Genomic DNA, 26,835 nt, shown 5'->3' on the forward strand with positions numbered 1-26,835 from the left:
TCAGGTGGCGCGATTATGCCTATCCCGGATGCGCCGCCGCCAACAGCTCTTTGGTATAGGGGTGCTGCGGCGAATCGAACACGTCATGGCTGGCACCGCGTTCGACCACTTTGCCGTCCTTGATCACGATCATGTCGTGGGCCAGTGCCCTGACCACCGCCAGGTCGTGGCTGATGAACAGGTAGGTCAGGCCGTGTTTTTCCTGAAGCTGGCGGAGCAGGGCGACTACCTGTTTCTGCACGGTGCGATCCAGTGCCGAGGTCGGCTCGTCGAGCAGGATCAGCGCCGGTTTCAGTACCAGTGCCCGGGCAATGGCGATGCGTTGGCGTTGGCCACCGGAAAATTCGTGGGGGTAGCGATGACGGTTTTCGGGGTCGAGGCCGACTTCCTTGAGCACGCGGATCACCTGGTCGTCGCACTCGTCAGCGGTGGACTGGCAATGCACCTCCAGCCCTTCGCTGATGATCTGCGCCACCGACATGCGCGGGCTGAGGCTGCCGAACGGGTCCTGAAATACCACTTGCATCTGCCGGCGCCACGGCCGTAGTTGCTTTTGGTTGAGTCCGTCGAGGGACTCGCCCTGAAAGCGGATGCTGCCTTCGGAATGGAGCAGGCGCAGGATTGCTTGACCCAGCGTTGATTTGCCCGAACCAGACTCGCCGACGATGCCCAAGGTCTTGCCGCGCTGGATATTCAGGCTGATGCCGTCCACCGCGCGCAGGTATTGCTTGCGCTGGAACAGTCCGCCGCCTACCACGAAGTCGACCCGCAGGTCTTCGACTTCCAGCACGTTTTCCCGCTCGTCCCGGGGCAATGCTTCGCCTTCGGGTTCTGCATTGAGCAACACGCAGCTGTAAGGGTGTTTCGGCTCGGTGAACAGGGTTTCGCAAGGTGCCTGCTCGACAATTTCCCCGGCCTTCATCACGCACACCCGCTGGGCAATGCTGCGCACCAGATTGAGGTCATGGCTGATCAGCAGCAGCGACATGCCGAGGCGTTGTTGCAGGGATTTGAGCAGCACCAGAATCTTGCGCTGCACGGTGACATCGAGGGCTGTGGTGGGTTCATCGGCGATCAACAGTTCCGGTTCGCAGGCAAGAGCCATGGCAATCATGACCCGTTGTCGCTGGCCGCCGGACAATTGGTGCGGGTAAGCCTTCAACCGTTCTTTCGGCTTCTGGATGCCCACCAGTTCAAGTAGTTCGAGAATGCGTTTCTGTGCTTCTTTGCCGCCCATGCCTCGATGCAGGAGCAGGGTTTCGCCGATCTGTTTCTCGATGGTATGCAGCGGATTGAGCGAGGTCATCGGCTCCTGGAAGATCATGGCGATGCGGTTGCCCCGCAGGTCGCGCAAGGTCTTGGGATCGGCACCGACCAGCTCCTGGCCGCGATAGCGAATGCTGCCGGTGGTCCGGGCTTCGCTGTCCGGGAGCAGTTGCAGGATCGAGTGGGCCGTCACCGATTTGCCCGAGCCCGATTCGCCCACCAGCGCCAGACACTCGCCGGGGCGGATGTCCAGGCACAGATTGCGCACCACGGCCTGGCCATGGAAGGCGACGCTGAGGTCACGGATTTCGATCAGGTTGTCAGTCATTTCAAGGATCCGTTCATGAGCGCGGGTCGAAGGCGTCACGCAAAGCTTCGCCAATGAACACCAGAAGAGAAAGAATCAGCGCCAGGGTAAAAAACGCCGTCAATCCCAGCCACGGTGCCTGCAGGTTCTGCTTGCCCTGGCCGATCAACTCGCCCAGGGAAGCACTGCCCGCCGGCATGCCGAAACCCAGGAAATCCAGCGCAGTGAGCGTAGATATCGCCCCGGTCAGGATGAACGGCAGGTAACTCAATGTGGCATTCATCGCGTTGGGCAGGATGTGCCGGAAGATCACCTTGCGGTCGGTCAGGCCCAGGGCCCGCGCAGCCTTGACGTATTCCAGGTTGCGCCCGCGCAGGAACTCGGCCCGTACCACGTCCACCAGCGCCAGCCATGAAAACAGCGCCATGATCCCCAGCAGCCACCAGAAGTTCGGCTCGACAAACCCGGAAAGAATGATCAACAAGTACAGCACCGGCAGCCCCGACCAGACTTCGAGCAGACGCTGCCCCATCAGATCGATCCAGCCGCCGTAGTAGCCCTGCAGGGCGCCGGCCGCAATGCCGATCAGGGCGCTGACGAAAGTCAGCATCAGGGCGAACAGGATCGATACCCGTGCACCGAAGATCACCCGGGCCAGCACGTCCCGCGCCTGATCGTCGGTGCCCAGCCAGTTGACCGAAGTCGGTGGGCTCGGCGCCGGCTTGTTGAGGTCGTAGTTCGGTGTGTCGTCACTGAACGGAATCGGTGGAAACAACAGCCAGCCACCGTCCTTGCGGATCAGGTTCTGCACATAGTCGCTGCGGTAATCGGCCTGGAACGGTAGTTGGCCGCCGAACTCCTGTTCGGTATGGCGCTTGAATACCGGGAAGTACCACTGGCCCTGATAGCTGACCACCAGCGGTTTGTCGTTGGCGATCAGCTCGCCACCGAGGCTGATCATGAACAGGCCAATGAACAGCCACAACGACCACCAGCCCCGGCGGTTTTTCTTGAAACGTTCGAAACGGCGACGGCCCAGAGGCGAGAGCTTGAACATCAGGCGTTCCTCGCGGCGAAGTCGATGCGCGGATCGACCAGCGTGTAGCACAGGTCGCCGATCAGTTTTATCAGGAGTCCGAACAGGGTGAAGATGAACAGCGAGCCGAACACCACCGGATAGTCTCGGGACACGGCCGCTTCGTAACTCATGCGCCCGAGACCGTCGAGGGAGAAAATTACTTCGATCAGCAATGAGCCGGCGAAGAACACGCTGATGAAGGCCTGTGGGATGCCCGACACCACCAGCAACATCGCGTTTCGAAACACATGGCCATACAGCACTCGGCGTTCGCTCAGGCCTTTGGCGCGAGCGGTGACCACGTATTGACGGGTGATTTCATTGAGAAACGAGTTCTTGGTGAGGATGGTCAGGGTCGCGAAGCCACCGATCACCAGCGCAGTGACCGGCAGAACAAGGTGCCAGAAATAGTCGGCAATCTTGCCCAGTGTCGACAGGGATTCGAAGTTGTCCGAGACCAGCCCGCGCACCGGAAACCAGTTCAGCGACGTACCGCCGGCAAACACCACGATCAGGAACATCGCGAACAGGAACGCCGGCATCGCGTAACCGATGATGATTGCCGTACTGCTCCAGATATCGAAATGACTGCCGTGATGCACGGCTTTGCGAATGCCCAGCGGGATCGACACCAGATAGGTGATCAACGTGGCCCACAGCCCGAGGGAGATGGTCACCGGCATTTTCTGCAGGATCAGGTCGGTGACCGTGGCGCCGCGGAAGAAGCTCTTGCCGAAATCCAGCTGCGCATAGTTCTTGAGCATCAGCCACAGGCGTTCATGGGCCGGCTTGTCGAAACCGTACTGTTTTTCGATGTCCTTGATCAGCTGCGGATCGAGGCCACGGCTGGCGCGGGAGGTGCTGCTCATGGTTTCGCTTGCGCCGCCGCCGACACTGGCGCCGCCGATCCCTTGCAGATGGGCGATGGCCTGTTCCACCGGGCCACCCGGCGCGGCCTGGATGATCACGAAATTGACCAACAGAATGATCACCAGCGTCGGAATGATCAGCAGCAGGCGCCGCAGTATGTAAGCCCACATCAGTGCGGCCCTCCGGGTCTGCCACGGCTGATCTTCTCGGCCGTCATTTGCTGGTTGGTCAGCGGCGTGCTGCTGATTTCCCACCAGCTTTCGATCGCTTCGTCATTGCTCGCCTGCACGGTGGGGATGCCGAAACGGTTCCACCACACGGTCGATGTGCCCGGCGGGTAATAGTTGGGAATCCAGTAGTAGTTCCATTGCAGCACCCGGTCCAGCGCATGGGCGTAATGGAGCATGTCGGCCTGGGTCGAGGCGCGAATCAGGCCGTTGATCAAGGTGTCCACCGCCGGGTTCTTCAGCACCATGTAGTTGTTGGCGCCAGGATCGTTGGCCGACGCGGAACCGAAGTAATTGAGCAGCTCACCGCCGGGCGACGTGGTGACGGGGTAACCGGTGACAATCATGTCGTAGTCGCGGCTCATCAGGCGATTGACGTACTGCGAAGAGTCGATGCGGCGTATGTCGAGGTTGATGCCGATCTGTTTCAAGGTGCGTTTATAGGGCAGCAGCAGCCGGTCCATGCCGTTCTGGCTGACCAGGAAAGTGAAGCTCAATGGCTCGCCCTGTGCATTGACCAATTGGTCGCCATCGGGTTTCCAGCCGGCCTGTTCCAGCAGTTCCAGCGCTTGCAACTGTTTGTCGCGGATCAGGCCGCTGCCGTCGGTTTTCGGCGCCTCGAAGACCTGAGTGAATACCTCGTCGGGAATCTGCCCGCGCAACGGTTCAAGGATCTTCAGTTCGGCAGCGTCCGGCAGTTCACGGGCGGCGAGAGCGCTGTTGGAGAAGTAACTCTGCTGGCGGATGTACATGTTGCGCATCATCTGCCGGTTGCTCCATTCGAAATCCCAGAGCATGGCCAGGGCCTGACGTACGCGGCGATCCTGGAACATCGGTTTTTGCAGGTTGAACACGAAGCCTTGCGCCGATTGCGGTGCTTCTGTTGCCAGGTGAGCCTTTTGCAGGCGCCCGTCGCTCAGGGCCGGGCTGTCGTAGCCGATCGAGTAGCCGGTAGCGGAAAATTCGCGGTTGTAGTCATAGGCGCCGCCGCGCAGTACCTGACGGGCGACATCGGTGTCGCCAAAGTACTCGATGCTGAAGTGGTCGAAGTTGTAGAGCCCGCGGCTGACCGGCAAGTCCTTGCCCCACCAGTCGGGGTTGCGTTCAAAGGTGATGCTGCGTCCGGAATCGACCTTGCCGACCCGGTACGGGCCACTGCCCAGTGGTGGTTCATAGCCGCCACCGCCGGCGAAGTCCCGGGTCTTCCACCAATGCTCGGGAAACACCGGCAGGGTTGCGATATCCAGCGGCAGGGTGCGGTTTTCATTGCTCTTGAAATCGAAGCGCACGGTGAGCGGTGCTTCAACTTCGACGCCTTTGACGTCGGCGAACTGGGTGCGATAGCGCAGGCTGCCCTGGGTCATCAGCAGGTCGTAGGTGTAGCGCACGTCTTCGGCGGTGATCGGTTTGCCGTCGGCGAAGCGAGCCTTGGGGTTGATGAAGAAACGCAGGGACAGACCATCCTCGGAGCGCTCCATCTTCTGTGCCACCAGTCCGTAGACGGTGTAAGGCTCGTCCATCGAGCGCTGGGCCAGCGGTGAGTAAAGCAGGCCGTCGATCTGGGTGACGCCGATGCCCTTGTCGATGTAGGGCAGGACATGGTCGAAGTGACCGATCTCGATCGCCGAGCGGCGCATCGTTCCGCCCTTGGGCGCTTGCGGATTGGTGTAGTCGAAGTGACTGAAATTGGCCGGATACTTTGCCGGTTCGCCGTAAACGGTCAATGCATGCTGCGGTGCAGCACTCACACCGGCGGCGCCCATCAACAGAGCCACGGCAGTGAACATCAAAGAGGAGAAAGCCAGTCGCATTGTCAGCCTTAAAGCCGGGTGATCGATAAGCGCAATTTGTACGCGAGCCCGGCGCTGTTCGCCAGCCGCGTGGTGTAACCAAAACACAACGGCCCGCCATCTGGCGGGCCGTTACACAGCGGATCGGACGAAGGATCAGTCCTGACGGCTGGTGACTTCCAGCAGGTGATAGCCGAACTGAGTCTTGACCGGGCCTTGCACGACGTTGATCGGTGCGCTGAACACTACGGTATCGAATTCCTTGACCATCTGGCCCGGGCCGAACGAGCCCAGGTCGCCGCCCTGACGGCTGGACGGGCAGGTGGAGTTGGCTTTTGCGACTTCAGCGAAATCGGCGCCGGCTTCGATCTGGGCCTTGAGTTCGTTGCACTTGTCTTCGCTGGAAACCAGGATGTGGCGGGCAGTGGCTTTGGCCATGGGGGAAATCTCCAATCAAATCAGTAAAGGGTGGAGCCTACCGGATTCAGTGGCCGATTTCTCGGCAAAGTTCCGTTCGGTTGTCTGACGCTGGCTCTCAGAGGTTGGCGGCCTGCAAGCGCAAGGCGTGCTCGACGTACAACTGAATCGAATCGACTGCTCCAGGGTGCTTGTCAGCGGTTCGGCCCAGGCTGCCCAGATGATCAATCGGATAGTCGGAACGGATCACGGTGCCCAGATGAGAGCTATAGCGCCCGACGAAGCCATCGTTCTGCAAGGGTTCGGTCATGAAGTACTGCGACAGGGCCCGGCAGAGGTCTTGCACCGGGTCGGGTTTCAGCAGACTCATTGACGGCACGACACCACTCCAGGAGTAGTAGCGCACGTCATTGACCTGTGCGGCGCCTTGTCCGCCCCAGCTCTGCGGCAGGCCTTGCGGGTACTTGTCATTGAAGTCGCCGACGCCTGCGGTCGTAAGGGCATTCAATGCGGCCAATGCATTTCGCGGCAGCGCAGTGGTCCCGCTGAGCAGGCACAGAAGGTCGGAAAACCGTGTGGCCACGTTCTGCGCCACGATTTCCGGCAGCTTCCCGGGGATCAGTGCCTTGCGCAGGAAGTCCGCCAGTTCCGAACCGTGATTCGGCCCGCTGACCGATGTCACGGATGCAACCTTGTGTGGGGCAAGCGCTGCCGCGTACCGAGCAGCCAGTGCACCCTGGCTATGGCCAATCAGGTTGACTTTCGCCGCGCCCGTACCTTTGAGCACTGCGTCGATCTGGCATAGCAGTTGTCTGCCGCGTACTTCATTGTCGTGAATGGCTGACAAGTGTGGTACGAAAACCTGCACGCCAATGCTCTTCAGCGCCTGTCTGACGTCGTGGAACAGCTCGAATGGGCCGATACGCTCGAATCCGAACAAACCGTGCACCAGGAGGATGGGGTAAAGAGTGGTGGTTTTTTGTTGCATTTTTCATCCTTGATCGCAGAAGTTCATCGATATTTGCCGGGTGCCACTTTAAATCAGTCTTGAAGCTCTCGATGTATGAAGCGTCTCCCTCGGGATACGGAAACTGGGGCGGTGCGTGCAGGAAATTTCCTCAAAGTCTGAAATCCGGATCGGAATATCTGGACATCTTTTGCTTCGTTCAATGTGTTTTCCCCGTCTTTACCTACCTGTTGTGTTGCGGTTGCTACTGGAACGCGGGGTGGTTGGACGACATCGTTTTTCTTGTCTGACTGATTGAATAAAGGCTCTTCGAAGCAGCAAGCAAGCTGCAGGGCGTTTCCATGGAGTGGAGCTACGAATGAATAGTCAGAGCGCGCAAGAAGCTACGCGGGGCAATGTTTTAGCCGTAACAACAATCGACTCATCGGGGCGCACATGTCTGCGTGAACCGTCGGGTTCATTGCCCGCGGTTACCCTCGAAGCGGTGGAAAAAGGTGTTCTTGATCCTTCGTTGAGCAGCGTTGTCACCCGGATCGCGCCATATCCCGATATGGCATGTGGTGACAGAGTGGTGCTGAGTTGGCATGGTCTTGATATCGAGGGTTTGCCGTATCGACACGAGTTTGCGCGATCGATCAGCGAGGGTCAGCTGGAAAGGGAGATCGTTTTTGTCATCCGGAACCCTCACATTGCGGCACTGGATGGTGGTTCACTGGAGATGTTCTGGACATTGAGCAGCGTGAAGTGTTTGTCGCCCGTCAGCTCCGTCAGGACTCAGCTGAATGTGGGGGACGTTCTATACAGTTTGTTGCCACCTACGGTTGACGATGCCGTTGGCGGTCATCTTGATCCGGAGCGCGTAAACGACGGCACTACTGTCACTCTCCAGCCTTATGCCGGGATGTCGGTGGGTGATCGAGTGGAGCTGTACTGGCAGGGGACTGCAGAGCACGCCTCATTCAGGGACAGCTTGATCGTCGAATCCTTTGCTGTTGGAGCGCCGCTGGTGTTCGGGGTCGATCCTCGATTCATCGTCCCGAATCTTGGCAACGAAGTGCTTGTTCGATATGCCATCGAACAAAAAACCGGAGCGCTGCGCGAATCGGGCTCCATGAGCATCACCATTGCTCCGTTGGTGCGCGGCGAACTGGCCGCACCACAAGTGCTTGAAACACGGGAAGGGGCACTGGACGTACGAGAAGCCGTTGATGGCGTCAGCGTAGTGATCGACAACGCGCGGTTAGAGATCGGTGAGCTGGTTTATCTCAAGTGTGACGGCGAGCACTACTTTCATCGTGATCATCGGGAAGTAACCAGCGGAATGGAGATCGAGCCTCTGGTGTTTATCGTTCCCTATCGCTTCTGGCGCGAGCATGTCGGCACGACTGTGCGAGTGTCCTATTCGGTTGAGAGACTGGATGATGTCAGTCAGGTATCCGATGTGGCACAGCTGAACGTGCAGGCTTGATCAAGCTGCCTTCCGGGCAGACATGCTCCGGAAGGCTGGTTTCATATTCAGGCCTGGGACGGTGTCCGAAGACGCTCCGCAGCATCGAGCAACAGACGTTCCGTGGCAGCGAAGCCCAGGCAGCCATCCGTTACCGAGACGCCGTAGCGCAACGACTCACTCAATGGCTGGCACCCTTCGAACAAATGCGACTCGATCATCATGCCGACCAGTGAACGGTCTCCCTGGAGGCGCTGCTCCAGCACATCGTTGAAAACCTCCGGCTGACGAAGAGGGTCCTTGCCGCTGTTGGCATGGCTGCAATCGACCATGATCCGGCTCGGGATCTTCAAACGGCTCAGCTCGGCATGGATTCGGGACACGCTGGCGCGATCGTAGTTCGGCCCTTGATGGCCACCGCGCAGGACCAGATGTGTATCCGGGTTGCCCGAAGTTGGAATGATTGCCGGATGGCCCTGGCTGTCTACGCCGAAATGGCGATGTGGATGAGCCGCTGAACGCATTGCGTCGACGGCAACGGATACGCCGCCATCGGTGCCGTTCTTGAAGCCGACCGGCATGCTCAGCCCGCTGGCCATCTCGCGATGGATCTGTGATTCGGTTGTCCGCGCACCGATGGCGACCCAACTGAGAAGGTCGTCGAAGTAGCCGGCTGCCATGGGTTGCAGAAGTTCTGTGGCTACTGGCAGGCCGAGGCGGATCATTTCCAGCATCAGTTCACGCGACAATGTCAGGCCGGCGGCCATGTCGTCGCTGCCATCGAGATGGGGATCGTAGGCCAGGCCTTTCCAGCCGACGGTGGTGCGGGGTTTTTCGATGTAAGCACGCATCACAAGGAGCATTTCGCCGCTGACTTCATCGGCCAGTCGAGCAAGTTTGCCTGCGTATTCGAGCGCGGATTCAGGATCGTGAATGGAGCAAGGGCCGACGACGACCAGCAAACGGTGGTCTTCGCCATTGAGTATGGCGCGGATCGCCTGACGGTGATTGGCAACCTGCTGGTTCAAGGCATTGCTCAGGGGCAATTGCTGCTTGAGTTGCAGTGAACTGGGCAGACGCAAGGTCAATGCTTCGTTGGCCGGGTTCAGGGTGGACAGTGGCAGAGCAGAAACGGACGAGTTCATATTCGGTCTTCCTGGGCTGGTCGCGGGTCTTTCCCGCCGACTCGGCCCTATTGGGGTGTTCGACAGTTGGCCGTATTGGCTACGTGTGTTGGCTTGCCACCTGTAGGTGACCGATCGGAGGCGGCAGGCTGTCCCGAGCGGAGGCTGCTAAATCGCCAGGCGTTAAAACTGTCGTAGCGGTAATAGGTGGCGTAGTTCATGTCGTTATTCCTCAAGTGTCTGGTGTGTCGCTGAAAGTTCAGGGCCTGAAAAAACAAAACCCCCGGTCGGGAGGCCGACCGGGGGTTGAGAATTCTCTGGTAGGCGACCCGTCTGTCATGGGCGCCGTGTGGGTATCAGGCGCGCCAGTGGCTAAACCAATACCCAAAATAAAAGCTGGCTGGAGCGCAGATGCTGTTCACGCAGGCAGCCGCAACCGAGCGCTGGGCGCTGGTGGCATGAAGCTGTGCAAGGGCGTTGAACATGGCTTGTCTCCGATGAATGCGCCGAGCTTACTAGAGCCGGATGCGCATCAGCAATCAGAAATTGCTATTGCCGGTACAAGTAGCTTTCTATCGGTTGAGCCTTCGGCAGGCTGTGACACACTGTGGCTTTTCAGCTGCTCAGGGTTGGGTCGCGTCGAAGTCGCATCAGGGGAGGGTAGGTCATGCAGGTGGTAGATGTGCAAACAGGTTTTCAATTGCGACCGGCATCGCTCGATGACCTGTCGTTTGCGCGAGAAATCACCTGTCGGAACATGCTCCGCTATTACATCGGCTACGATCTGCTTTGGCAGGACGAAGCGTTCGATCTTGCCTGGGCCGGGCGCGAGAACTGGTTGATTGAATCCGATGGCAGGCTCGTCGGTTATTTCAGCCTCAGTCGTGATGCTCGCGCGCTGTATATTCGCGAATTGCAGGTCTGCGAGGGATTTCAGGGACAAGGTGCAGGATCCTGGGCGATCGATCAGGTTGTTGCAATTGCGCACCAGGAGCGTCGACCGGCATTGCGACTGACGGTGTTCAAGAATAATCCGGCGCAAAACCTGTATCGCAGAAAAGGAATGGTTATGCAGGGCGAGGACGAATGTTTCCTGAGGATGCAGCTCGATTTCAGTACACCTGTGCTCTGAAACGCACGGCCGGCAAGCCCTGAATGATGAATTGAAATTTTTTATATGTTGCTTGCCGCTAGGTCTGTCTGGCAGTTTTTGCTAAGGTGTCCGGCATCCCAATAAGACCATATCGCGAGGTGTCTGCTTGATTAGGGTGTTAGTGGTCGATGACCATGATCTCGTTCGTACAGGCATTACACGAATGCTGGCCGATATCGATGGCCTGCAAGTGGTCGGCCAGGCCGAGTCCGGGGAAGAATCCCTTATCAAGGCCCGTGAATTGAAGCCCGACGTGGTGCTGATGGACGTCAAGATGCCTGGCATCGGCGGTCTGGAAGCCACCCGCAAACTGTTACGCAGCCATCCGGACATCAAGGTGGTCGCTGTCACCGTGTGCGAAGAAGATCCGTTTCCTACACGATTGCTGCAGGCGGGTGCCGCGGGCTACCTGACCAAAGGTGCCGGTTTGCCGGAAATGGTTCAGGCCATCCGCCTGGTCTTTGCCGGCCAGCGTTACATCAGCCCGCAAATTGCCCAGCAATTGGCAATCAAGTCGTTTCAGCCAACCAATGATTCTCCGTTCGATGCCTTGTCCGAACGGGAAATCCAGATTGCACTGATGATTGTCGGCTGTCAGAAGGTGCAGATCATTTCCGACAAATTGTGCCTGTCGCCAAAAACCGTAAACACCTACCGTTACCGCATTTTCGAGAAGCTTTCGATCAGCAGCGATGTCGAGCTGACGCTTCTGGCAGTTCGTCACGGCATGGTTGATGCCAGCCTCTGACCATGACTGAAACATTCGATTCCGGCGCCTTCCTGTCGACTGTCAGCGGGCGCCCCGGCGTTTATCGCATGTTCGACAGCGATGGGCGCCTGTTGTACGTCGGCAAAGCCAAGAATCTGAAGAAGCGCCTGGCCAGTTACTTTCGCAAGACCGGGCTGGCGCCAAAAACCGCTGCTCTCGTCGGGCGAATCGCCCAGGTCGAAACGACCATCACCGCCAACGAAACCGAAGCCCTGCTGCTTGAGCAAACGCTGATCAAAGAGTGGCGGCCGCCGTACAACATTCTGTTGCGCGACGATAAGTCCTATCCGTATGTGTTTCTGTCTGACGGGCAATTCCCTCGTCTCAGCATCCATCGCGGCGCCAAGAAGGCCAAGGGCAAATACTTCGGGCCCTATCCGAGTGCCGGGGCCATTCGCGAAAGTCTCAGTCTTCTGCAAAAGACGTTTTTCGTCCGCCAGTGCGAAGACAGTTATTACAAGAACCGGACCCGTCCGTGTCTGCAGTACCAGATCAAGCGCTGCAAGGCTCCCTGTGTCGGGCTGGTCGAACCAGAGGTCTACGCCGAAGACGTGCGGCACTCGGTGATGTTCCTCGAGGGCCGGAGCCATGCGTTGACCAATGAACTGTCGACCGCGATGGAAGAGGCTGCAATCAATCTCGAGTTCGAACGCGCTGCAGAGCTGCGCGACCAGATTGCATTGCTGCGTCGCGTCCAGGATCAGCAGAGCATGGAAGGCGGGACTGGCGACATCGATGTGATCGCAGCTTTCGTCAACCCCGGTGGTGCCTGTGTGCATTTGATCAGTGTGCGGGGTGGGCGGGTTCTGGGAAGCAAGAACTTCTTTCCGCAGGTTGGCATCGAGGAAGACGTTGCCGAAGTCATGGCGGCGTTTCTTGGCCAGTATTTCATCAGCAGCCCTGAGCGGGATTTGCCAAGCGAGCTGATCGTCAACGTCGTTCATGATGACTTCCCCACGCTGGTCGAGGCGATCCAGGAGCTTCGCGGGCGCGAACTGTCGATCAGTCATCGGGTTCGCGGTACGAGGGCGCGCTGGCAGCAATTGGCCGTGACCAACGCCGAACAGGCGCTGGGTGCGCGACTGGCCAACCGTCAGCACGTTGCCGCGCGATTCGAGGCCTTGGCCGAGGTGTTGAATCTGGATGAGCCGCCACAGCGGCTGGAGTGCTACGACATCAGTCATTCCAGTGGCGAGGCAACTGTCGCGTCCTGTGTGGTCTTCGGGCCGGAAGGGGCCATCAAGTCGGATTACCGACGATACAACATCGAAGGTGTGACGGCGGGTGATGATTATGCGGCCATGCATCAGGCGCTGACCCGGCGCTTCAGCAAACTGAAGGACGGGGAGGGCAAGTTGCCGGACATTCTGCTGGTGGACGGTGGCAAAGGGCAGCTGTCGATGGCGCGTGATGTGCTCAACGAACTGGCCGTGCCGGATCTGATCCTGCTCGGTGTGGCGAAAGGCGCAACGCGCAAGGCGGGGTTCGAGACTTTGTATCTGAATGATGCTGCGCATGAGTTCACATTGCGTGGCGACTCCCCGGCGTTGCACCTGATTCAGCAGATCCGTGACGAAGCTCACCGCTTTGCAATCACCGGGCACCGCGCGCGTCGTGGCAAAACCCGTCGTACGTCAACGCTGGAAGGCGTGGCGGGCGTAGGTCCGACCCGTCGCAGGGACTTGCTGAAACATTTTGGTGGATTGCAGGAGCTGTCTCGTGCAAGCATCGAAGAGATCGCCAAAGCACCGGGGATCAGCAAAAAGCTAGCAGAGTCGATTTATGCAAACCTGCATAGTGAGTAGAATGCCCATTCACCTCGTAGCCAGTTGTGCCGATGAATATCCCTAATCTGATTACCGTTCTCCGTGTCCTGCTCATCCCGATCTTCATTTTGCTGTTCTATCTGCCTTACCAGTGGAGTTATCTGGCCTCAAGTTCGGTCTTTGCCTTCGCGGCAGCAACGGACTGGCTGGATGGTTATCTGGCACGACGCCTGGAGCAAAGCACACCGTTTGGTGCGTTCCTGGATCCTGTCGCTGACAAGTTGATGGTTGCTGTTGCACTGGTGTTGTTGGTGCAAGAGCACGGCAATCTGTGGCTCACACTGCCCGCTGCGGTCATCATCGGTCGCGAGATCGTCGTATCGGCGCTGCGTGAGTGGATGGCCGAGCTCGGTGCACGGGCCCATGTGGCGGTGTCGAACCTGGGCAAATGGAAAACCGCAGCACAAATGCTTGCGTTGGTAATTCTCTTGGCCAACCCCAAGGTTTTCAGCTTCTGGGTTTTCATCGGTTATGCGTTGCTGATGGTATCGGCAGGCCTGACGTTGTGGTCGATGGTTCAATACCTTCGGGCCGCCTGGCCGCATCTGAAGACCGATGTTGAAAAGAAATAAAACTTTTTTGAATCAAAGGGTTGACGGCGCTTCTGATTTCTATAGAATGCGCCACACCAAGCGGGAATAGCTCAGTTGGTAGAGCACGACCTTGCCAAGGTCGGGGTCGCGAGTTCGAGTCTCGTTTCCCGCTCCAAGTTTGTACAGCGTTTGTTGTTGCGCTACTGACAGCAAATGTTTTGAGGCCGAGTAGCAAAATGGTTATGCAGCGGATTGCAAATCCGCCTACGCCGGTTCGATTCCGACCTCGGCCTCCACTCTTGAAAGCCCCGTAGATCAATGATCTACGGGGCTTTTTTATGCATGCCGAAAAATTAGATGTTCCGCAATTTTTGATCGGTGTTCCGCAACGGAAGCTGTTTGATCGATGAATTGCTCTAATTATTACGGTAATGCGGGATCTCTCTGGAGTGCATGTATATGGAAGAACTTATGGCTGCGAGCATTGGTGACAGGTTAGATCTCCTTGGATTTTTCTTTACGATCGTCGGCATTTTCGCATCTCTCGCAGGAGTGATTCTGATGTTTGTGGGGTCTGGAATCACTGGCGACAGTGTCTGGAGCAGCATTGGAAAAATTCAAAATGTGGCGGAGCAATCTTCTGTTGTAGCGCCGGGCAAATGGACCGACCTTGTCGCGTTCGATATATCGCATATGGTCCCTCTGATGTTTCGGTTGCACACCCAGATATCAAATGGGATTTAGTTGTTTCAGGCTACCGTTTCGATAGATGAGAACCAGGTCGAAAGTTAGTTGGTGAGTTCATCTGAGGATCTTCATTTTGTTGGCTTTACGATTTCACCGACGCGCCGGTAGACCTTCTTTGTCATCTCCTCAGTCGAGTGACCGAGCAAGCGGCTTGCATCCTTGATGTCCTCTATTTCGCTGCCGGCTTTCGGTCGGATATCCCGAAACTGAAACTTGCGGATCGTCCCAGCCAACTCAGTGTCGCCGGCGGCTGCAGCTTTCGTTGCTGCACTTTTCCTGGCTTCGTCCCAGCGGTTTCGAAGCATGTTGTAACTCATCCTCAGTCCAGTCTGGTTGGTTATTCACGCCGGCTTCGGCTCTGCGATCCAGCAGGCCGTTGATGAAGATGCACAAGTCCGTTTCTGTATCGCCTGCATACAGTTGAATGCGCAGCCGCTTTGGCCAACCATCAGGAAGCCATTGTTGAGGTCGTTGGTCGACGCCTTGAGCACATCTGTCGCGCGTTGTCCTGTCAGATAGGTCAGGTCCATGGCGTTTCTTTTTTCCGGCGAAAACTGAAACAGGGGTGGCCTTGTTTGTGAGCACCCACTCGCGGGCGAGCGTGAACATGGTCGATAGCAGTGCTATCTCCCGATTGGTACGCACCTTCGCTGTGCGTGCATCACGATTCTGGGCGATAACCGGCGGGTTCATTACCTCTACCAGTCATCCCAAGGCCCACGCCGAAGTGCTTGCCATGTTCCTCAACGGCGTTCGTTCTCATGCCGCCGTGGTGGTTGCATCGGGTCGTCGGTACCGGATCAAGGAACTGGAGGAAGGTGAGGTGGCATCTACAACGATGAAGGCGACCGGATCCACTTCAAGCGCCGTCGGATCATCAGTGTTGAAACCGATACGCTGAACATCAAGGCCGCTACCGCCGTGAACTTTGATACGCTGTTGATCACCCAGACCGGCTGGTTGGTCTAGCAAGGTGACCAGGTGGCGTCCGGAGTGAGCCAGGTCGAGACGTTCACGCTGGCGTCCAGGCTGGCAGCGGCAACAGCGGACCTCCCGCAGCGGGGGGGGGAGGATGAGCTTTTCAGACGATCGCGGAGTATCCCTGACGCGGGCAGTCATCATTGGCTTGTTCACCTGGCGCCGGGGTTTCGAGAATGCCCCCCATAGACGATGAAGAACGGTACGGCTGGTGGGGGCGACAGCTATCCAGCCATCGCAGACGACCGCATTGATCAGGATCGAGGTCAGCAGTGAAAAGCGCGATATCAACCGGTTGAATCTCATTGTCGTCCTGACCGTCTCCAGCGGCACCCGGTTGGAAATCAAACCCCTCTCTTCCTGGCAGGTGATCTATACCGTTTGAAACTCCATCGTTACCGGTGCTGATCAATCGGACCCAGTCTGATCTGGTCAGTGACTCGCTCAGACGATCCGATGCGCAGGTGCTTTCGCGTGCGCTCAGTGGCGCAGCCTGCGGATTATATGGGCTGCCTCAGCTGGCTGGCTGACCAGATCCCGCCCGACAAGACTGATGAAGAAACGCTGCAATGCATTGCAGCACTGCGCTTGAACCAGCCACGCAATGCAGCCTGGCCTGCTGAGGGCGGTGTGACCTTCAGCGCTGCAGCGGGTGCGAATTCCCGAATGCGTGACGAGAAACAGTTGGTATGACGACCCCGCAAACTATCCAGACTTCCCGGCCGATGCCGTGGAACTGAGCACGCACAGTACGATGCGTATGTACGCTTCCGTTCCGCTGGCAAGCAAGTAGTGCCCGGGCCTGATGGTTTGCCAATGATCTTGGACATCCCGGTTCCTCGCCAGCGAGAACAGATCGAGGCGAAGCGGCTGCAAGCATATGCCGATCCGATTACAGGATCCGACCGCTTCTTTTCAGAGGCTACTCGACTTCAAATGATGGGTGCGGCAGAGGATGAGATTCAGGCAGCCCGTCAGATAGGGCTGGATCGATACGGCCTTCCTTGGCCAGAGTAACTTCAGTCTGATTGAATCACTAATATCTTAAACGGCTGGTTGAGTCGTTGCGTTTACGTTGTCGGGTGTTGTTTTACGCTTGTAGCGAATACATGGTCGCTCAATGAAATACCAGCTTACTAAACAAGTTGGTATTAATGCGGCAATTAAGATCCAGCTTGCAGTTTGAATGTCTGTAATCCGGCATTTTTCCGTAATGAATAATAGTATCGGTACATGATAAATATATACGCCGTAGCTGATGTCGGGCAGGCGAAAACCGATCACCCTGTACCCTGCAATGCCTACCCAAACCACCGCCATTGCTTGAAGCAGTTGGCGAACTGGAAGATGTGGTGCTAAAAGAGTAAACGCGAGGAATGCCCAAGGTGCAAAGCGTCCGAGAATATGAAGTTTTTTTCTATATATGAACGCCAAATTTCCTACAAAAAAGGCTTGGGCAAGCATGGCAAGTGTAATTGCTAGCGGGCCAAGTCTAGAGGCTGAAAAAATGTAGACTGTAAAAACAGAAATTATGAGGGCTAGCCATATAAAGCGAGGTCTGTGATATGCGCCTATAGCCCATAGTCCAGCTAGAATTAGATATGCAAGCTCTTCCCATGCGAGCGACCATAGTGCCTGGTTGGTGTAGCCTTTTTCAGGTATGTAAATTCCACCTGAGAGCCAAGTGGTTATTGCATTTACAGCTACCTGTGAGTCAAACAAGACGAATATCAATAGTATAGATGCGCTTAATGCTGGAAGTATTCTAAGGGCTCGCCTTTTTGCGAAGTCTTTTAGTGATACTCTCTCGCTGTAGCTTTTAAGTACCACAACGCCGCTGATGGCAAGAAATGCTGGTACTGCCATAATCCAAGCATTCCAGGCGGTGTTAGGAGTTGAAAATAAATATAGGTGGGCGACAACAACCTCTAATGCAAGAAGTAACCGGAGGATGTCAAAGTTAGGGAAGTATTCCGAAGTGGACGAGTCCGTTCGAGTCATATTCATATCGTGCCAGTTTGGTCCATAAGCTCACTGGGTGATTGGGTTTGTGTGCTGATGGTTGTGTATAAAAAATGATACAAGTGGTATCAAAACGCCGGCATGCTATATGAAAAAGGATCGAGTCACCAGCTTAATTCTCTGAAACGTAAAAGGTTTTTTGTCTGTTTTGTAAATCCGCAACCGCCATCCCGGCGGTTTTTTTACGCTTGGAGAAAGGTGATGACTGCTACAAAAAAAGAGCGCGACATTCTTGCGCGCACGCTTTGGGGCGAGGCTCGCGGTGAGGGCGCGGGTGGTCAAGTGGCCGTGGCGTGGGCGATCCGTAATCGCGTGAACGATGGCAAGACCAATTCGTGGTGGGGGGGGGAAGGTTACGCCGGCGTCTGTCAGAAGCCCAATCAGTTCAGTTGCTGGAACAAAAACGATCTGAATTTCCCGTACCGCAACGGTGCTAAGCCGATCTCAAGCCACGAGCTTGCTCAAGCACGGAAGGTCGCTGACCAGGTGATTGATGGCAAGGTTTCGGACCCCACTGGCGGCGCCACGCACTACTACGCCACCAGCAGGAAATCTCCACCGGCCTGGGCCGCGAAGGCGAAACAGACCTGCAAGCTGGGCGGCCACGTCTTCTTCAGGGATGTGCCGTAATGCCTTGTTTGTGGAGAGCAGCGGGTGTTCTGGTGTTGGTGCTGATTGGCGCCGCCAGCGCCTGGCAGTTCCAGAGCTGGCGCTACGGCAAGCAGTTGGTGGATCAGGCCCGGCTGCAAAGTGAAACCCTCAACCAATTGACCATGGCCGCTGCCACTGCGCAGCAGGCCGAACAGGACAGACGGCTGGTACTGGAGCAGCGCCTGTTAGCCAGCGAATGATCCCACTACAAGGAACTGAGCGATGCTCAAAAGAACCAGGGTTGCCTGCGCGATCGCCTTGCCACTTCTGAACTGCAGCTGTCAGTCCTCATCGCCGCGGGTTCAGCCGGTGGCTGTTCAGTGCCTGCCACCGCCAGCGCCGGCGGCGTGGATCATGCAGCCGTACGCGCCGAACTTGACCTGGCGCATGCTCAACGAATTGTCGCCATCACCGATGAAGGTGATCGGGGATTGATTGCACTGCAAGCGTGTCAGGCGTACGTGCGCGGGCTGCGGTAATGTCAGTTCAGCAATCCTAGGAAATGTTGCAGATTCGGGTTGCTGAGGATATTTGAAAAGTTTGCGGCGATCGTCGACAAGTCAGCCCCAGCCGCTGATATCTTGCCAAACAGTCCGCTGTTTTTGATAGCCATTTCAGGCGACTCCGCCTGGCCTGCAAGGAGTTGATCAAAAACCTTTTTGATCAACTGTGGATCTGTTCCTTTTGGAAGACCCAGCTGCGCGATAAAAGCATCGACGGTAATGATGTTGAAGCCGTGACCTCCATTGTTGTTTGATTGAAAATTTTTCAGCGTGAGGTCGGCATCCCCGATTACGAGCATGCCGTCTCCCTTGTTGCCGCTTGCACCGCAGTCCGTCATGGTTATAGGCATTGTAGCTTTCCCAATCTCTCAATAGTGGAGGCTTCAGCATAGCTGCTCAATGCCATCCAATGCCAAATGAACAAAGTTCCGAGTTGTGATATCTGACCTGAATCACTGTCGCCAAATTACAGGATTGTTTTCGTGTTAGGCGTCAAGCCATTTAGAATTCCGCGTAGCCAATTCACTTCGCGCTCGCGGCCACTCGCAGTGATGTCTAAATCATAAAGGCTCTTGCGTAGCTTTGCCGTTTCAGCCGCTTTCTCCCTGAGCGTAGCCCTGGCTTCGTCCCTCTGATTAATGGCTTCAGCATGCATATCAACCAGTTTGAAGATCTGTTCCCGGGCTTGGCGTAGTTGCAAGTTGAGTTCTTCGAACTCGTTCTCATACAGCCTGAGCTGATGTTGGCAGGTTTCGAGGGGGGGAGGGGCAGCCGAGCCAATCGTCGGTGTTTTCGATTTCGAGAGGGTCCATCAAGGGGTCTAATCACTAGCTGTATATGTATACAGCATACGATGCCGTACGGTCAGCGGGAGGGTGAAGCGACGAATTGCGTGAGGGGCTAGAATCCAGTTCCGCAACCAGAAAGACACCCCTTGATTTGCTTGGTCTGTAGGACGTTAAAAATCAGTAGCTTGCGGAACGAAAATAGTGCTAACCTATTGATCTACAGAGATTTATAGATGGATCGCAAATCCGCCTACGCCGGTTCGATTCCGACCTCGGCCTCCACTATAAACAAGCTCCGTAGATCCATGATTTACGGAGCTTTTTTATTTGCATCACGCTGAAAGACTTAGTCTTTAAAACAGCCTTTGCAAACTTGCTTCACCGGGAAGTGATGTATATATTTCCCCCTCTGCTGTAGGGGCAGCAATCTGTCAGGATTGTGAACCGGCATCAGGGCAACGCAGCACCGCGCTACCGCCCGAATGGCGAAACTGGTAGACGCATGGGACTTAAAATCCCCCGCTCGTAAGGGCGTGCCGGTTCGATTCCGGCTTCGGGCACCATGAATATCAAGGGCTTGCATGAAATTTCTCATGCAAGCCCTTTTTCTTTGCTCCGCGAAAAGTCCCTGCACCTTTGTCATTCCGAAGCATTCCAGACCCCGGTCGAAGCCGTGCGTCTGGCATAAGCACTGAAATTATTCGCGGGTCGTCCCAGGGCTTGCCTTACACCATCGACAACAGCGGTATTGCGCCCGTCCAGTACGGTGGTGAAGAGATAAAGCACCAGGTCAATCCAGGGCGCCGGCAGTTGCGCAATTTCAAGTTCCTTGCGGTAACTCTCCGGCGGCACTTGTATGAACTTGATATCGCGCCCTGTTGCCGAGCCGATCTCCTGAATTGCCTCAGCGAAGGTCAATGCTTTTGGCCCGGTCAGTTCAAAGAGTTTTCCAGCATGTCCCGGCTTTGTGAGCGCCTGCACGGCGACATCGGCAATATCTTCCGCATCGACAAACGGTTCAGCGATATTACCGACTGGCAGCACGAGCTGACCTTCGATGATCGGATCGAGGAAATGCGCTTCACTGAAATTCTGGAAAAACCAGCTGGCTCGCAGAATTGTCCAGTCGATACCACTGTTCTGCACAATACGCTCCGCTTCTTGCGCTTCAATTTCACCGCGTCCTGACAGCAGAACCACATGCTTGACGTGGTGCTCGACGGCGAGAGAAACGAACGCCTGCAGGGTTTCCAGGGCGCCGGGCATGGCGAGATCGGGCTGATAGGAGATATAGACTGCGCGCGCCCCTGCCAGAGCAGCGCTCCAGGTTGAAGGATTGTCCCAATCGAACGGGATGGGGGCATTGCGCGACCCCGGTCGAACCGGATGTCCTTCTTCGATCAGTCGTTTGCTGATGCGGCTTCCGGTTTTTCCGGTAGCGCCGAGTATCAGAAAGGGTTGGGCTTCTGAGCGTGTCATGATCATCTCTCTGTTAACGTGAGCATCTCTCACAAAAAAATACGATAGATGCTCACGTTATGCCGTCAAGAAACGACTACCCTTAGCCGACGACAGGTCATTTGTTGGACGTCACGGATTTAGATCGCAGAATTGAGCGAGACGGCGAGGGCCGGATGGAGTATTTCCCGAAGCGACATGCGCTTGAAGGTTTCGACCAGTCGCTTGCCTTCTGCCTCAGAGCAGGAAATGGCCAGGCGCATCGTTGATTCGCCCAGTTGCCAGACCAGAAAAGCCGCATCGCTCACTTGTTGTTCATTGGCGTCAGGGAAGGCGCGCAATACCGCGCGGGTCAACATTTGCGCCGCAATGCGACTTTCCTGCAGCTCCAGATCCAGCAGCTGTTTGTCAGCCTGCATGCCTGACCAGATATCGCGCATGACCGGTTCTGCCGTGATGACCTGGTAGTAAAGATCCAGCAGTTCCGAATAAGCGACTTCCAGCGATTGGGAATCGTGGACCTTCTCCAGAGCAACCTGAATGCAGCGGCGGCTTTCGGCGTTGTAACGCTGCGCGAGGCTGAGGATGATCGAGCTTTTGTCTGGAAAATACTGATAGAGAGAACCGATGGATATCTCGCAGAGTGAAGCGATTTCGCTCATCTTCAACTGATCGCTGCCCTTGCTGGCAATCAGCCGTGTAGCCACGCCGAGAATTCGTTCCTGCCGTTCACGGCTGCGTTTTTGCGACGGATTGCGGCGAGGCGAGGGGGGCGTTCCGAAGTTGTCTTCAGGATCAAGGGACGTTTGCACTCTGAGTTACCGAAACTGGAACCGACAGGACTCACCATAGCATCGGCAGAGCTACACAGTAATAAACACATCAGCAGAAATGGGCCGAACAGACGGCCCATTGTGTTACCGGTCTAGACGAAGGCTTGCCCGGAAAAACCCCTTGGCAGACGCTGGAGGCCAGCCATCGCCGTCAAACGCTCGATCCACTCGGATCGCCAACTGGATGCATGGTTCGTTGCCTTGGCATGGCGAGCGGCCCGGCGTGCCGCATTGCGCTGGTCCTTGCGTGCGTTTTTATAAGCGTCGGTGTTGCGGCAACTGCGGCACTTGACGCGATTGAGTTCGGGACTGGCGCTGAGATTGTTGCCCTTGTGACCACAGGCCAGATGCCCGTCGACTTTGAAGTGAATGACCATGAGACGCCTCCTTGGTGACGTGTAAAGGGTTTGACCTTTCACCACCAAGGACGTTCTTTTTTGCGGGCATTGTGCGAATCAGTGGATCACCTGAAGCGTGGCAGCGGCCGATCGACAGGCTTTAGCGACGAGAGGGTGCTGCGAATCAGCGGAGTATCCTTTTCGATGTCGTTCAAGCGATCGCGAATGCGCAGGGCGGTCGGGTGCCCGCCTTGATGATCAACCCAGTCGGCGATCTCTTTGCAGGCCGCGGCAAGGCGTGCCTCCCGGGCCTCGAGCAAGGTGAGGAGAGTGGTGATGGACTCTCTTTCGGACATGGAACACCTCCGTTCAGGAAACCGCTCTGAGGCAGCAAAAAGCCCGCGAAGCGCGAGCTCTCTGCCGTTGGGGCGCTGCTCCTTCAGCTGGTTTGAGTATAGACCCGTAAATGACAGCTATCGGCCCGAAGACTCACAGTCCGTTACTCGTGAGCTGACGGCATTCAGTCGCTGGCATTCTCGCCGGGCGTCCTCTTCCAGATCGTAACCATCACCGATGAAACCGCCGGTACGCGTGTCACTGATGCGATACCAGCTGGTGGCCTCGGCGGGTTCGTGAAGACTTTCTCCTGCGCGGCGACCGTGAATGATGATCTGGTTGCAACGCTTCACGACGAATATGTCTTCCATGGCGTCACCGCAGCTGATTCATATCAGATCAACTATAGAAGCCCTGACAAATCGTGCAAAAAATAGTCAGGTCAGTTCGTCGGTTGAAGTAGCCACTCGGAACGATGCCAGTTCAGAGAGTGAGTCGGTTTCAATGCCTTGAGGAAGTCCTTGTCGTGTGAAACGGCGACAATCGCTCCTGGAAACGTCTGCAAGGCTCGTTCGAAAGCTTCCACCGAGGGCAGGTCCAGATGATTGGTCGGTTCGTCCAGCAACAGCAGTTGCGCGGGCTCTGCTCTCCACAATGCCAGCGCCAGCGCCGCTTTCAGGCGTTCGCCACCGCTCAATAAGGCGCAACATCCCGTGGCGCGACGAGCATCCAGTTGCAGGTGAGCGAGGTTGCTGCGCAGCGTGCCTTCGTCCAGTCCCGCGCCCTGAATCATCAACTGTTCGGTGATCGAGCGCTGATCGTCCAGTTGGGCCAGTTGCTGATCAATAAACGCGAATGGAACGTGCGTCGTGGCGATCTCGTCGACAGGGGCCCATTTCCCGGCCAGCACCTTCAGCAAGGTCGATTTGCCGCACCCGTTGGGACCGCTGACAGCGATTCGCATCGGACCACGGATCACCAGACTCAAGCGGCTCGTTGCTGCTGCGCGGGGCAGCCACGGCAATCCGGCTTCAATCAGTGTGCAAACCTGACGATTGCTCGGCACGGTGCTTCCGGGCAGGTTGACCAGCACATTGTCTGCGGGCTGTACCTTGGCATATGCCTCCCGTACCTGGGCATCCAGCTCGGACTTGCGTGCCTGATGGCTTTGTCGGACATGCCCCATGATTTCCCGGGCGGCGCCTTTGATCGCCACGTATTCGAAACTGGCAATGTTGGCGGTTTCGGCTTTACGTCGGGAGTTGGCTGCATGGCGTTGTATCGTGTCGTGTTCACGCCGCAACCGCACGCGCTCACGCTGGCGCTCGCTTCGGGCTTGATCGAGACGTGCTTGTGCCGCTGCTTGATGGATCCGCTGGTGCTCATGGAACGCCGAATAATTGCCGCTGAAGTCATTTGTCACCACGCCATTCAATTCGACAATCCGTTGCATGCCATCGAGCAGTTGCCGGTCATGGCTGACGACGATCAGCCCGCTGTGCCAGCGCTCCAGTGAGTTCATCAGCCATTGCCGTCCCGATGAATCCAGATGGTTAGTCGGTTCATCAAGAACCAGCAACGAAGCCTGACTCAAAAACGCGCCGATCAGTGCGACTCGTGCTTGCTGGCCGCCACTGAGTTGTTCGGTCAAGTCAGTGAGTGCGACCTCGGCCAGCCCGGCGTCATCGAGCAAGCGCCGCAAACGCTCCGCGAGATCCCATTGTTCGCCAATGAGATCGAAATCCTCGACGGATCCGCAACCCCGGTTCATTCGCTCCAGGGCCTGAAGAATGGCGGCGCTGCCAGTGGTCATGGCGACCGTCTCGCCAGGTGCAGCGACCAAGGTTTGCGCTACGTAGGTTGTGGCCACTGTGCGCGTCACGCTGCCGGTGGTGGGCTGCCATTGTCCGGCGATCAAGCGTGCCAGTACGCTTTTGCCGACACCATTTCGCCCGACGATGGCGGTCGGCGTGTGATCGAACTTCAAGTCGAGTGCATCGAAAATTGTCTCGCCATTGGCGAACTGGAAACCCAGCTGGTTCAGGGAGACGAGGGCAGGCGTACGCGAGACGTGAGTCATCGGCACCTCCAAAAAATGTCGTGAAAACAGACAAGCGCCCTGAGAGGCGTGTCGCGATTACATTTTTGAAGGCTTAGTTGTTCACTTTCTGCGGTCGTCCTTGGGAGGGGAAGTCCGATAGCCTAGTCGAGACGTTCGACCGCTTCAAGCCATGTCAGACATGCGCTCAAGAAATAGCGCCAAGGCGACTTCTTCCTTGCGCAGACCTTTGCGGATCCTCGGCTTTGGCAGCTCCGCCAGCGCGCCCAGCATGAAATGCTCCACCACGGCCGGGTGGATATAGCATTTGCGGCACACCGCCGGCGTGTTGCCCAATTGCCGCGCCACACCTTTGACCATCTCCACCACATGCCGCTTGGCTTCGGCTTCCGATTCCCATTGCAACTCCCGCAGCACCGCCAAAGCGAGGGCGCTGCCGGCCCAGGTCCGGTAGTCCTTGGCGGTGAAATCCGCGCCGGTCAGGGTTTGCAGGTAGGTGTTGACGTCGGAAGAGCTGACGGTGTGCCGTTCGCCCTGTTCATCCAGGTACTGGAACAGGTTCTGCCCCGGGATTTCCAGACAACGCTTGATGATCCGCGCCAGGCGCCGGTCTTTCACGGTGATCTGATGCTCGATACCGCTCTTGCCGCGAAACTGGAACAGGATCGCGCTGCCATTGATCTCGACATGCCGGCTGCGCAAGGTGGTCAAGCCGTACGATCGATTGTCCCGCGCGTATTGCGTATTGCCGACGCGAATCAGCGTGGCATCGAGCAGCGTGATCACCGTAGCCATGACTTTGTCGCGGCTGAACCCCGGCGCGTCCAGCAGCACTTCCAGCTGTTTGCGCAGCTTCGGCAGCGCCATGCCGAACTCGCGCAGTCGCGAGTATTTGTCGGCATCGCGCACTTCGCGCCAGCGCGGGTGATAGCGGTATTGTTTGCGCCCGCGAGCATCGCGGCCAGTGGCTTGCAGATGGCCGCGTGGGTCCGCGCAGATCCACACATCGGTGTAGGCCGGCGGCACAGCCAGCGCATTGATGCGTTTGATTTCGTCAGGATCGCGGATGCGCTGGCCAGTTGCGTCGAAGTAGCAGAACTTGCCGCGCAGCTTTTTGCGGGAGAGTCCCGGCTGGGTGTCATCGACGTAATGCAGGTCCGAAGGCAACACATCGGTCAGCGCGGTATCGGGCATGGCGGGTTTCCTGGGCGGCAATCGGGCTGTTACAGCGATTGACCGCAGGCCCCGACAGTCGTGCCGAGCGATTTATGCCAGAACTGCGACAGCCTTGATCTGCGCCCATAAATGCTGACCCGCATGCACACCAAGCTGATCCCGTGAGTAGCGGGTAATGCGGGCCAGCAGCGGCGTGCCGCCCGCATCAAGGCGAATCAGCACATGAGCGGCATTGTCGGCGGGCATTTCACTGACCACCGTTACCGGCAACCGATTGAGGATGCTGCTGTGTTCGGTGTTTTGCAGAGTCAGGCTGATATCGCGAGCCTGCACTTTGCAGCGCAGCGCCTGACCCACTTCCATGGGGGAGTGAGTCACGCGGATGCTCAACAACGTGTCGGGCAATTGCAGGCAGAGCAATTGGTAGTCGTGATCGTAGAAAATGACTTGCCCCTCGATGACGACGCCAGCGTCATCGCCCATTGCCAGAGGCAGATCGAGGCGCGCCAGGGTTTCGCCGATGGGGCCGCTGGCCAGCGCTTTACCGTTATCGAGCAGCACCAGATGATCGGCCAGTCGCGCGACTTCATCCTGTGCGTGACTGACATACAGAACCGGGATATCGAGTTCGTCGTGCAGCCTTTGCAGGTAAGGCAGGATTTCGCTTTTGCGCTGACTGTCGAGGGCGGCCAGCGGTTCGTCCATCAACAGCAGTTTCGGACTGGTCAATAGCGCCCGGGCAATGCCGACTCGCTGACGCTCACCACCGGACAGATGCTGCGGATGACGCTCCAGCAAGTGGCCGATTCCCAATAGTTCGGTGGCTTGCGCCATGTCGACCCGGCGCTGATTCCTGGCAATCCGCTTGAGTCCGAATTGCAGGTTGGCCAGTACCGAAAGGTGTGGAAACAGGCTCGCTTCCTGAAAGACATAGCCGAGCGCACGTTTGTGCGGCGGGACGAAAATGCCTTTCTCGCTGTCCTGCCAGACTTCGTCGTTGATTTGCACAAAGGCGTCCGAGGCCCGTTCAAGCCCGGCGATGCAGCGCAGGCAGGTGGTCTTGCCGGAGCCAGATTGTCCGAACAATGCGGTCACGCCACGACCGGGCAGGTGCAGGTCGACATCCAGGTCGAAGCCTGAATAAGCGAGTTTCAAGCGTGCTTCAATCATCG

28 protein-coding genes, 3 tRNA genes and 2 pseudogenes are annotated in these 26,835 nt (G+C 57.0%); 12 read left to right on the forward strand and 21 right to left on the reverse strand.

What is annotated here, in order from left to right; genetic code table 11:
* Positions 1-19: 19 nt before the first annotated feature.
* The 6 genes from ACKLNA_RS04275 to ACKLNA_RS04300 form a co-directional block, all read right to left on the reverse strand.
* A complete protein-coding gene (locus ACKLNA_RS04275) occupies positions 20-1,594 on the reverse strand; it encodes an ABC transporter ATP-binding protein (protein WP_408984972.1) in 1,575 nt (524 codons plus the stop codon).
* Between the two features lie 13 nt (positions 1,595-1,607).
* Entirely contained in the window at positions 1,608-2,630 is a 1,023-nt protein-coding gene (locus ACKLNA_RS04280) for an ABC transporter permease (protein WP_408984973.1), read from the reverse strand.
* Entirely contained in the window at positions 2,630-3,691 is a 1,062-nt protein-coding gene (locus ACKLNA_RS04285) for a microcin C ABC transporter permease YejB (protein ID WP_085710058.1), read from the reverse strand. The genes ACKLNA_RS04280 and ACKLNA_RS04285 overlap by 1 nt, the downstream gene beginning before the upstream one ends.
* Positions 3,691-5,559 carry an extracellular solute-binding protein gene (locus ACKLNA_RS04290; RefSeq protein WP_408984974.1) on the reverse strand — a complete coding sequence of 623 codons (1,869 nt, stop codon included), beginning with the start codon at positions 5,557-5,559 and terminating at the stop codon, positions 3,691-3,693. Before ACKLNA_RS04290 ends, ACKLNA_RS04285 begins: the two co-directional genes overlap by 1 nt.
* Before the next feature lie 135 nt (positions 5,560-5,694).
* On the reverse strand, positions 5,695-5,976 hold the full coding sequence (locus ACKLNA_RS04295; RefSeq protein WP_041478733.1) for a peptidylprolyl isomerase: 282 nt from the start codon (positions 5,974-5,976) through the stop codon (positions 5,695-5,697).
* A gap of 97 nt (positions 5,977-6,073) precedes the next feature.
* On the reverse strand, positions 6,074-6,943 hold the full coding sequence (locus tag ACKLNA_RS04300; RefSeq protein WP_408984975.1) for an esterase/lipase family protein: 870 nt from the start codon (positions 6,941-6,943) through the stop codon (positions 6,074-6,076).
* Between the two features lie 337 nt (positions 6,944-7,280).
* Between ACKLNA_RS04300 and ACKLNA_RS04305 the strand changes: the two genes are divergently transcribed.
* Positions 7,281-8,390 (forward strand): hypothetical protein, encoded by a 1,110-nt coding sequence (locus ACKLNA_RS04305; protein ID WP_408984976.1) that lies wholly within the window; start codon positions 7,281-7,283, stop codon positions 8,388-8,390.
* A gap of 47 nt (positions 8,391-8,437) precedes the next feature.
* Here ACKLNA_RS04305 and ACKLNA_RS04310 read toward each other — a convergent pair whose 3' ends face one another.
* Positions 8,438-9,514: a 3-deoxy-7-phosphoheptulonate synthase gene (locus ACKLNA_RS04310; RefSeq protein WP_408984977.1), complete on the reverse strand. Its 1,077-nt coding sequence runs from the start codon at positions 9,512-9,514 to the stop codon at positions 8,438-8,440.
* A gap of 646 nt (positions 9,515-10,160) precedes the next feature.
* Between ACKLNA_RS04310 and ACKLNA_RS04315 the strand changes: the two genes are divergently transcribed.
* From ACKLNA_RS04315 to ACKLNA_RS04345, 7 genes are all read left to right on the forward strand, one after another.
* Complete coding sequence (locus tag ACKLNA_RS04315) at positions 10,161-10,625, forward strand: GNAT family N-acetyltransferase (RefSeq protein WP_408984978.1); 465 nt, start codon at positions 10,161-10,163, stop codon at positions 10,623-10,625.
* A gap of 127 nt (positions 10,626-10,752) precedes the next feature.
* A complete protein-coding gene (gene uvrY / locus ACKLNA_RS04320; RefSeq protein ID WP_032829778.1) occupies positions 10,753-11,394 on the forward strand; it encodes a UvrY/SirA/GacA family response regulator transcription factor in 642 nt (213 codons plus the stop codon).
* 2 nt (positions 11,395-11,396) lie between these two features.
* Positions 11,397-13,220, forward strand: a complete 1,824-nt coding sequence (uvrC, locus tag ACKLNA_RS04325; RefSeq protein ID WP_408984979.1) for an excinuclease ABC subunit UvrC — start codon at positions 11,397-11,399, stop codon at positions 13,218-13,220.
* 32 nt (positions 13,221-13,252) lie between these two features.
* Positions 13,253-13,813 carry a CDP-diacylglycerol--glycerol-3-phosphate 3-phosphatidyltransferase gene (gene pgsA / locus ACKLNA_RS04330; protein WP_085603312.1) on the forward strand — a complete coding sequence of 187 codons (561 nt, stop codon included), beginning with the start codon at positions 13,253-13,255 and terminating at the stop codon, positions 13,811-13,813.
* A 60-nt stretch (positions 13,814-13,873) separates the two neighbouring features.
* A tRNA-Gly gene (locus tag ACKLNA_RS04335) sits at positions 13,874-13,949 on the forward strand.
* Between the two features lie 47 nt (positions 13,950-13,996).
* Positions 13,997-14,070, forward strand: a tRNA-Cys gene (locus ACKLNA_RS04340).
* Between the two features lie 163 nt (positions 14,071-14,233).
* Complete coding sequence (locus ACKLNA_RS04345; protein ID WP_408984980.1) at positions 14,234-14,518, forward strand: hypothetical protein; 285 nt, start codon at positions 14,234-14,236, stop codon at positions 14,516-14,518.
* A 71-nt stretch (positions 14,519-14,589) separates the two neighbouring features.
* On the opposite strand, the gene ACKLNA_RS04350 is transcribed toward ACKLNA_RS04345, so the two are convergent.
* The 3 genes from ACKLNA_RS04350 to ACKLNA_RS04360 all read right to left on the reverse strand — a co-directional run bounded on the left by ACKLNA_RS04350 (position 14,590) and on the right by ACKLNA_RS04360 (position 15,847).
* Positions 14,590-14,838, reverse strand: coding sequence for an integrase (locus ACKLNA_RS04350; protein WP_408984981.1), 249 nt, complete (start codon positions 14,836-14,838; stop codon positions 14,590-14,592).
* Between the two features lie 24 nt (positions 14,839-14,862).
* Positions 14,863-15,051 carry a hypothetical protein gene (locus ACKLNA_RS04355; RefSeq protein ID WP_408984982.1) on the reverse strand — a complete coding sequence of 63 codons (189 nt, stop codon included), beginning with the start codon at positions 15,049-15,051 and terminating at the stop codon, positions 14,863-14,865.
* A gap of 229 nt (positions 15,052-15,280) precedes the next feature.
* The gene (locus ACKLNA_RS04360) at positions 15,281-15,847 is read right to left on the reverse strand and encodes a hypothetical protein (protein ID WP_408984983.1); all 567 of its coding nucleotides are present in this window, start codon (positions 15,845-15,847) and stop codon (positions 15,281-15,283) included.
* Positions 15,848-15,873: 26 nt separating this feature from the next.
* Between ACKLNA_RS04360 and ACKLNA_RS04365 the strand changes: the two are divergent.
* Positions 15,874-16,156: pseudogene (locus ACKLNA_RS04365) on the forward strand (baseplate J protein); the annotation flags it as partial.
* 387 nt (positions 16,157-16,543) lie between these two features.
* Here ACKLNA_RS04365 and ACKLNA_RS04370 read toward each other — a convergent pair.
* Positions 16,544-17,500, reverse strand: coding sequence for an acyltransferase family protein (locus tag ACKLNA_RS04370; protein WP_408984984.1), 957 nt, complete (start codon positions 17,498-17,500; stop codon positions 16,544-16,546).
* Positions 17,501-17,722: 222 nt separating this feature from the next.
* Here ACKLNA_RS04370 and ACKLNA_RS04375 point away from each other — a divergent pair, with 222 nt between their 5' ends.
* A complete protein-coding gene (locus ACKLNA_RS04375; protein ID WP_408984985.1) occupies positions 17,723-18,151 on the forward strand; it encodes a cell wall hydrolase in 429 nt (142 codons plus the stop codon).
* Positions 18,151-18,651 (forward strand): annotated as a pseudogene (locus tag ACKLNA_RS04380) (lysis protein). Before ACKLNA_RS04375 ends, ACKLNA_RS04380 begins: the two are co-directional and overlap by 1 nt.
* A gap of 2 nt (positions 18,652-18,653) precedes the next feature.
* Here ACKLNA_RS04380 and ACKLNA_RS04385 read toward each other — a convergent pair.
* On the reverse strand, positions 18,654-19,025 hold the full coding sequence (locus tag ACKLNA_RS04385) for a hypothetical protein (RefSeq protein ID WP_408984986.1): 372 nt from the start codon (positions 19,023-19,025) through the stop codon (positions 18,654-18,656).
* A 116-nt stretch (positions 19,026-19,141) separates the two neighbouring features.
* On the reverse strand, positions 19,142-19,375 hold the full coding sequence (locus ACKLNA_RS04390) for a hypothetical protein (protein ID WP_408984987.1): 234 nt from the start codon (positions 19,373-19,375) through the stop codon (positions 19,142-19,144).
* Positions 19,376-19,939: 564 nt separating this feature from the next.
* Here ACKLNA_RS04390 and ACKLNA_RS04395 point away from each other — a divergent pair.
* Positions 19,940-20,026, forward strand: a tRNA-Leu gene (locus ACKLNA_RS04395).
* A gap of 76 nt (positions 20,027-20,102) precedes the next feature.
* On the opposite strand, the gene ACKLNA_RS04400 is transcribed toward ACKLNA_RS04395, so the two are convergent.
* From ACKLNA_RS04400 to modC, 8 genes are all read right to left on the reverse strand, one after another.
* On the reverse strand, positions 20,103-20,942 hold the full coding sequence (locus ACKLNA_RS04400; protein WP_408984988.1) for an NAD(P)H-binding protein: 840 nt from the start codon (positions 20,940-20,942) through the stop codon (positions 20,103-20,105).
* A 119-nt stretch (positions 20,943-21,061) separates the two neighbouring features.
* Positions 21,062-21,733: a TetR family transcriptional regulator gene (locus ACKLNA_RS04405; protein WP_408984989.1), complete on the reverse strand. Its 672-nt coding sequence runs from the start codon at positions 21,731-21,733 to the stop codon at positions 21,062-21,064.
* Between the two features lie 113 nt (positions 21,734-21,846).
* Positions 21,847-22,131, reverse strand: coding sequence for a hypothetical protein (locus ACKLNA_RS04410; protein ID WP_408984990.1), 285 nt, complete (start codon positions 22,129-22,131; stop codon positions 21,847-21,849).
* Positions 22,132-22,217: 86 nt separating this feature from the next.
* Complete coding sequence (locus tag ACKLNA_RS04415; RefSeq protein WP_085710047.1) at positions 22,218-22,448, reverse strand: hypothetical protein; 231 nt, start codon at positions 22,446-22,448, stop codon at positions 22,218-22,220.
* 117 nt (positions 22,449-22,565) lie between these two features.
* On the reverse strand, positions 22,566-22,799 hold the full coding sequence (locus tag ACKLNA_RS04420) for a hypothetical protein (RefSeq protein WP_408984991.1): 234 nt from the start codon (positions 22,797-22,799) through the stop codon (positions 22,566-22,568).
* Positions 22,800-22,870: 71 nt separating this feature from the next.
* Entirely contained in the window at positions 22,871-24,508 is a 1,638-nt protein-coding gene (locus tag ACKLNA_RS04425) for an ATP-binding cassette domain-containing protein (protein WP_408984992.1), read from the reverse strand.
* Between the two features lie 144 nt (positions 24,509-24,652).
* Positions 24,653-25,681, reverse strand: a complete 1,029-nt coding sequence (locus tag ACKLNA_RS04430; RefSeq protein ID WP_408984993.1) for a DNA topoisomerase IB — start codon at positions 25,679-25,681, stop codon at positions 24,653-24,655.
* Positions 25,682-25,753: 72 nt separating this feature from the next.
* The gene (modC, locus tag ACKLNA_RS04435; protein WP_408984994.1) at positions 25,754-26,833 is read right to left on the reverse strand and encodes a molybdenum ABC transporter ATP-binding protein; all 1,080 of its coding nucleotides are present in this window, start codon (positions 26,831-26,833) and stop codon (positions 25,754-25,756) included.
* Positions 26,834-26,835: the final 2 nt, after the last annotated feature.

Source organism: Pseudomonas sp. UV AK001 (assembly GCF_046097675.1).
Lineage (GTDB): Bacteria > Pseudomonadota > Gammaproteobacteria > Pseudomonadales > Pseudomonadaceae > Aquipseudomonas > Aquipseudomonas kribbensis.